Raw genomic sequence first — 4,449 nt, forward strand, 5'->3', positions numbered from 1 at the left:
CAAGATCCAGAAGCTCGGTGAACTGGCCAAGGCCGACCGCCAGCCGGCGCTGGCGCTGACCGATACCGACAACATGTTCGGGGCGCTGGAATTCTCCGACAAGATGGCCGGTTACGGCATCCAGCCGATCATCGGCTGCGAGCTAGCGGTCGATTTCGGCGATCAGGATCCCAATGCGCGCAACGCGATGGCCGCGGCTCCTTCGCGGATCGTGCTGCTGGCGGCGCGCGAGCGCGGCTACCGCAGCCTGATGCGGCTGAATTCGCGGGCGTTCCTGGAGACGCCGATCCATCAGGCGCCGCACATCAAGTTCGAATGGCTGCAGGACGACGCCGAGGACCTGATCGCGCTGACCGGGGGTCCGGAAGGGCCGATCTCACTGGCGCTCCATGCCGATCATGCGGCGCTGGCCGCGCTTCGTTGCGACCGGCTGGCGAGCCTGTTCGGCGACCGGCTCTATATCGAGCTGCAGCGCCACGGCGTCGAGAAGGAGCGCCGCGCCGAAGCCGGCCTGATCGATCTGGCCTACGCCAAGGGCCTGCCGCTGGTGGCGACCAACGAGCCGCATTTTGCCACCGCGGACGATTACGAAGCCCATGACGCGCTGCTCTGCATCGCCGGCGGACGCCTGATCGCCGAAACCGACCGCGAGCAACTGACCCCGGATCACCGCTTCAAGACCCGCGCCGAAATGGCGGTGCTGTTCGCCGACATTCCGGAGGCGCTGGCCTCCACGGTCGAGATCGCCGAGCGCTGCGCGTTCCGCCCGATGACGCGCAAGCCGATCCTGCCGCGCTTCACGGTCGGCGCCGCCGCCAACACCGCCGACTCCGTCAGCGACGAAGCCACCGAATTGCGCCGGCAGGCCGAGGAGGGGCTGGCCAACCGGCTCCGGGTCCACGGCCTGGCGCAAGGCGAGACCGAGGAGACCTATCGCGCGCGGCTGGCCTTCGAGGTCGACGTCATTACCCGCATGGAATATCCGGGCTACTTCCTGATCGTCGCCGACTTCATCAAATGGGCAAAGGGCCAGGGCATTCCGGTCGGACCGGGCCGCGGCTCCGGCGCGGGCTCGCTGGTCGCCTATGCCCTGACCATCACCGATCTCGATCCGATCCGGTTCGGCCTGCTGTTCGAGCGCTTCCTCAATCCGGAGCGCGTGTCGATGCCCGATTTCGACATCGACTTCTACCAGGACCGGCGCGGCGAGGTGATCGACTATGTGCAGGCGCGCTATGGCCGCGACCAGGTCGCCCAGATCATCACCTTCGGCACATTGCAGGCGCGCGGCGTGCTGCGCGACGTCGGCCGCGTGCTGCAGATGCCCTATGGCCAGGTCGACAAGCTGACCAAGCTGGTGCCGCAAAATCCCGCAGCCCCGGTGACGCTGGCGGCGGCGATCGAGAGCGAACCGAAACTGCAGGCGTTTCGCGACGAGGACCCGGTGGTGGCGCGCGCCTTCGATATCGCGCAGCGCCTCGAGGGCCTGACCCGGCACGCCTCGACCCATGCCGCCGGCATCGTGATCTCGGACCGGCCGCTGAGCGAGTTGGTGCCGCTCTACCGCGATCCGAAATCCGACATGCCGGTGACCCAGTTCAACATGAAATGGGTCGAGCCGGCAGGCCTCGTCAAATTCGACTTCCTCGGCCTGAAGACGCTGACCGTGCTCGACGTCGCGGTAAAACTCCTGAAGCAGCGCAATATCGAGATCGATCTCACGACCTTGGCGCTCGACGATGCGCCGAGCTACGCCATGCTGGCGCGCGGCGATGTGGTCGGCGTGTTCCAGGTGGAAAGCCAGGGCATGCGGCGGGCGCTGGTCGACATGCGGCCGGACCGCTTCGAGGACATCATCGCGCTGGTGGCGCTGTATCGCCCGGGCCCGATGGCCAATATCCCGACCTACTGCGCCCGCAAGCATGGCGACGAGGAGTCGGAATACCTGCATCCGATGCTGGAGCCGATCCTGAAGGAGACCTACGGCGTCATCATCTACCAGGAACAGGTGATGCAGATCGCCCAGGTGATGGCCGGCTATTCGCTGGGGGACGCCGACCTGCTGCGCCGCGCCATGGGCAAGAAGATCCGCTCGGAGATGGAAAAGCAGCGCGCCATCTTCGTGGCCGGCGCCATGAAGAACGACGTGCCGAAGGCGCAGGCCGACACCATCTTCGAACTACTGGCAAAATTCGCCGATTACGGCTTCAACAAGAGCCACGCGGCGGCCTATGCGCTGGTGTCGTATCACACCGCCTACATGAAGGCGCACTACCCGGTCGAATTCCTGGCGGCGTCGATGACGCTCGACCTCAGCAATACCGACAAGCTCTCGGAATTCCGCGCCGAGGCGCAGCGGCTCGGCATCAAGGTCGAGGCGCCCAGCGTCAACCGCTCCGGCGCCACCTTCGAAGTCAGCGACAACACCATCTATTACGCGCTGGCGGGCCTCAAGGGCGTCGGCGGCCAGGCGGTCGAACTCATCGTAGAGGCGCGCAAGGACGGCCTGTTCACCTCGCTGGCGGATTTCGCAGTTCGGGTGAATCCGCGCGCGATCAACAAGCGCGTGATCGAGAGTCTCGCGGCGGCCGGCGCCTTCGATGGCCTCGATTCCAACCGCGCCCGGGTGTTCGCCGGCGCCGAGGCCATTCTGTCGGCGTGCCAGCGCAGCCACGAGGCTGCGACCATGGGGCAGAACGACATGTTCGGCGGCGCCGCCGACGCGCCGACCATCATGCTGCCGCAGATCGAGCCCTGGCTGCCGGCCGAGCGGCTGCGGCGCGAATACGACGCCATCGGATTCTTCCTGTCGGGCCATCCGCTCGACGACTACGCCACCGTGCTGAAGCGGCTGCGGGTGCAGACCTGGGCGGAATTTTCGCGCGCGGTCAAAACCGGCGCCACCGCGGGCAAGGTTGCGGCCACGGTGGTGTCGCGGATGGAGCGGCGCACCAAGACCGGCAACAAGATGGGCATCATGGGCCTGTCCGATCCGACCGGCCATTTCGAAGCGGTGCTGTTTTCCGAGGGGCTCGCGCAATACCGCGACGTGCTGGAGCCGGGCGCGGCGGTGCTGCTGCAACTCGGCGCCGAATTGCAGGGCGAGGACGTCCGGGCCCGGGTGCTGCATGCCGAGCCGCTGGACGCCGCCGCGGCGAAAACCCAGAAAGGCCTGCGCATTTTCGTGCGCGACACGAAGCCGCTCGAATCCATCGCCAAGCGATTGTCGATGCCCGAGGCGGGGCAGGGCGGCCCCGCCCGCGGCGCCCAGGTCAAACCGGTTGCGGTGGCGCCCGGTGGCGGCGACGGCGACGTCTCGCTGGTGATGATGCTCGACCTCGAAACCGAAGTGGAAATGAAGCTGCCGGGCCGCTTCAGGGTCTCGCCGCAGATCGCCGGCGCCATCAAGGCGGTATCGGGCGTGGTGGACGTGCAGCAGCTGTAGGGCTCGACACGGTTACAGCACAGCGACCGATCGGATTCTCGATCAGGGAGATGGTGATGGATCCCGTCCAGGTGATCGAGGAATTGGGCGTTCAAGGGCGTTTGCCGGTCGAGGCGATCCGCGCCGCCCAGGCCGATCGCGCCACCATGATTCCCGTTTTCCTGCGCACGCTCGATGATTTTCTCGAGTTGCGCGGCCCGGTCGACCCCAACGCGCTGTTCTTCATGTTTCATCTGTTCGGCGAGTGGCGCGAAAAGAAGGCTTACTGGCCGCTGGCGGTCTTCCTGCGTCTGCCGCCCGACGTCCTCAATACGATCCTGGGCGATTGCATTACCGAGACCAGCCATCGGGTGATGGCGGCCGTTTTCGACGGCGATCCCGAGCCGCTCTATCAGATCATTCGCGATCCTGAAGCCGGTGAGTATGTCCGCGCCAAGATGCTGCAGACGGTCGCCATGCTGACGCGGCGTGGCGAGCTGCCGCGCGACGCGACAGCGGCCTTCCTGCGCGATTGCTTTTCGCAGCTCGAGCCGCGGCAGGATTGCTATGTCTGGCGCGCCTGGGCCGACGCGGTGGCGTGGCTCGGACTGACCGAACTGAAGCCTCTTGTGCAGCAGGCTTTTCAGCGCAAGTCGATCGATCCGGAATGGCTTACATTCAAGAATTTCGAAGAGGATCTGCAATACTCGCTCGCCCATCCGGACGCCGAGCCGCTTTATGCTGACGGCGATCTTAGTCTGTTCGGAGAGACCGTCGCGGAGATGTCCAAGTGGGACGCTTTCATGCCGCAAATGCAGACTGAGGAAACGCCCGAATGGGCGCGGGATTCTCTCGGGATGCCCGTCCGCGATCCCCTGCGAAAAATCGGGCGCAACGATCCCTGTCCCTGCGGCAGCGGCAAAAAATTCAAGAAATGCTGCCTGACATAGTACCCGGAATCATAGATCGGTATTGCAGCCCATCCTTCGAGACGGCCACTTCGTGGCCTCCTCAGGATGAGGTTT

The 4,449-nt window shown here is 65.5% G+C and carries 2 protein-coding genes; both read left to right on the forward strand.

What is annotated here, in order from left to right; translation table 11 throughout:
- Positions 1 to 3,445, forward strand: a 3,445-nt coding sequence (dnaE, locus tag Q8R73_RS02280) for a DNA polymerase III subunit alpha (protein ID WP_305717933.1), incomplete at its 5' end; no start/stop codon positions are given.
- Between the two features lie 56 nt (positions 3,446 to 3,501).
- Positions 3,502 to 4,374: a DUF1186 domain-containing protein gene (locus Q8R73_RS02285; protein ID WP_305717934.1), complete on the forward strand. Its 873-nt coding sequence runs from the start codon at positions 3,502 to 3,504 to the stop codon at positions 4,372 to 4,374.
- The last annotated feature ends 75 nt before the right edge of the window (positions 4,375 to 4,449 follow it).

Origin of the sequence: Bradyrhizobium sp. (assembly GCF_030697065.1) — a bacterium.
Taxonomy (GTDB): Bacteria; Pseudomonadota; Alphaproteobacteria; order Rhizobiales; family Xanthobacteraceae; genus Bradyrhizobium.